The sequence below is a fragment of the Edaphobacter sp. genome, from assembly GCF_035532915.1.
Taxonomy (GTDB): domain Bacteria; phylum Acidobacteriota; class Terriglobia; order Terriglobales; family Acidobacteriaceae; genus Edaphobacter.
This window is the reverse complement of the sequence record NZ_DATKQC010000001.1, coordinates 1-2,401: the sequence shown is the minus strand read 5'-3', so window position 1 is coordinate 2,401 and position 2,401 is coordinate 1. Positions and strand designations below refer to the sequence as shown.

Genomic DNA, 2,401 nt, shown 5'->3' with positions numbered 1-2,401 from the left:
CGCGCCGCGCGGTATGCAGAGCGCCTGCCCAGGCCCCACGTCGATTGGCTTGCCGTCGACCGTCCACGTCACCACTCCGTCGAGCCCGTAGATCGTCTCTTCATAGTGATCGTGGCTATGCGCGGGAACACGCAGCCGCTGTGCCGCCGGAACCGTCAGCTCAAAGATGGCAACGCTACCGTTCGATTGCTCTCCGGTGAGCAAAAAGCGCACTACCAGCGGCCCCAGCCGAATCGTCTCATCTGAAGGATTGATACGGGTGTCGATAGTCTGCTGCGTCATGTGCCAAGCCCCCCGTTCGAAGAATCGACAACTATCCTATCTCACAACGGATGCTCGCAGCAGAAAAACCTGGGTGCCCACATCTCGCCTTTGAGATGCGGGATCGTCCTATCCTCGGCCAATCGACGATCTCGGGGTGCCCCATCCTTCGCGGCTTCATCGCGAAGGGTGGGAGGAAACTACTCCTGACCCGATGGCAACTCCAGCGGCAAACTCATGTTCTCGGCGACAGCGCCACGGCTGCGTGGAGCCTGCTTGAAGCTTTCGTTCCTGGCGTAGCGCGGATACTCCACCTGTTGGCCATGCAGCAATTGCTCCACTGTCAAAATCTGCATCCGGGGATACTTCGTTCCGTCTGGCGAGGTATAAAAACCAGCCTCGGCGGCCTCTTTCATCATCGGACGCGTCGGTGCTTCAAAGCATAGAAAGACACCGATCTCGGCCTTCTCGCGTTCCAGCGTCCCGCGCAAGTCGCGAATCTGCGACACCGTCACACTGCCCGCCTTCACGGAAAAAAGAATGTCCTTGAACCTTCCACTATTGTCATCTTTAAACGGTAGCCGCCCGTCGATGCCGCGGTCTGCGCCCTTCTTCTGCTCCGCCGGTCGCGCACCCACCAGCCCCAACGCCCACCACTGAAACTGATACTTGTCCTGCTCGGCCAGCGCCGCAGCGCCGGTAACGTCCTTCGGTTCGCCGATCACGTCATAGCTCTTCCGAATCTCTTCGCCGAAGGCGTCGGAGAGCCGCTTCTTGATGAGACCAATCGCAAGGTGAGTGATGTCGATGCCAATCCAGCGCCGGTTCAGCCGCTGCGCCACCTGGATCGTCGTGCCGCATCCGCAAAAAGGATCGAGCACAACATCGCCCTCATTGCTGCTGGCTTTCAGGATGCGTTCCAGCAACGCTTCCGGCTTTTGCGTCGGATAGCCGAGACGCTCTTGCGCTTGCGAATTGATGGCGGGAATGTCCGTCCACAATTGTTGAATAGCGAGCCCCTCCATCTCATCGAGATAGAGTTTCACCCTCGGTCGTCCGGTCCGCGTCCAGTAAATCCGATTTTCAGCAATCAGGCGATCAATACCTTCTTGGTCATACATCCAATGTCGACCGGGTGCAGGAGACAGATCGCCCCTCTCACCGAAATTGCGTGCAGGGCCTGCGCCTGCTCCGGTAAGGTTATCGTCGTACCACTTTCGGCCGTCCGGGTCTTCGGCACTGAATCGAGCAAGATATTCATCCGTGTACGGAACATAAAGAGGATTCCAGGTCCAGGTAGTTCCCTTGGCAAAGAACAGTATCGTGTCGGTATTTCTTCCATACTGGTTGGGGTCGTTGTGTGCGGTTGTCCGTCGCCAGGTAATTTCGTTCCGAAAGAATTGCGGCCCAAACACCGCATCCATCAGAATCTTCAAATAATGGCTCGCCGTCGGATCACAGTGCAGATAGATCGAGCCTGTCGCCTTCAGCACCCGCCGCAACTCGACCAGACGCGGGGCCATCATCGCCAGATACGCCATCATGTCGGAGTTGCCGAGGAAGGTATGAAAGGCGCGCATCGCGTCCGCCACGCGGCCACCCGTTTCGACAATCCCCTCATACGCGCGCTGGCTGTCGAGGTTCCACTCCCACGTGTCCTCGAACGCGTGAATCTGCGAACTCGACCGGCTGCCGTCTTTCTCCGCGAACAGCACGTTGTAGTCCTGCCGGGAGTTGAACGGCGGGTCCAGATACACCAGATCGACCGACTCGTCGCGCACATAGCGCCGCAGCACATCCAGGTTGTCGCCGTAATAGAGCTGGTTTTTGTCCGCCATCGGAGTTTCACAGTGAGATTAGCACGATAGGCGGACGAAACCTCAAACAGAAACGCCCACATCTCTCATGGACGTGGGCGCCTGTTTGGAATCCAAGAAGAACTCAATTTGCCATGCGCTGCATGCGCAAGCGCTCGACACCATCGAGTGCGTCCCACAGTGCCTTGGCTGCGGTCTCCGCTGCATCGAGGGCCTTGTCCGCCGACGCGGGATCGCGCTCCAGTTCCTTCGTGATCGCCTGCTTCCAGACTTCCGCGTGATACACATCGGCTGTCTCATGCACGTTGAAGTAGCGGCAGGTT

General features: G+C 58.3%; 3 protein-coding genes. All 3 read right to left on the bottom strand.

Going from position 1 to position 2,401, the window contains the following annotated elements:
* The coding region (locus VMU57_RS00015) for a cupin domain-containing protein (protein WP_325379491.1) at positions 1–282 on the bottom strand (282 nt) is incomplete at its 3' end.
* Between the two features lie 179 nt (positions 283–461).
* Positions 462–2,099 (bottom strand): DNA methyltransferase, encoded by a 1,638-nt coding sequence (locus VMU57_RS00010; protein ID WP_325379489.1) that lies wholly within the window; start codon positions 2,097–2,099, stop codon positions 462–464.
* A gap of 103 nt (positions 2,100–2,202) precedes the next feature.
* The coding region (locus VMU57_RS00005; RefSeq protein WP_325379487.1) for an iron-containing redox enzyme family protein at positions 2,203–2,401 on the bottom strand (199 nt) is incomplete at its 5' end.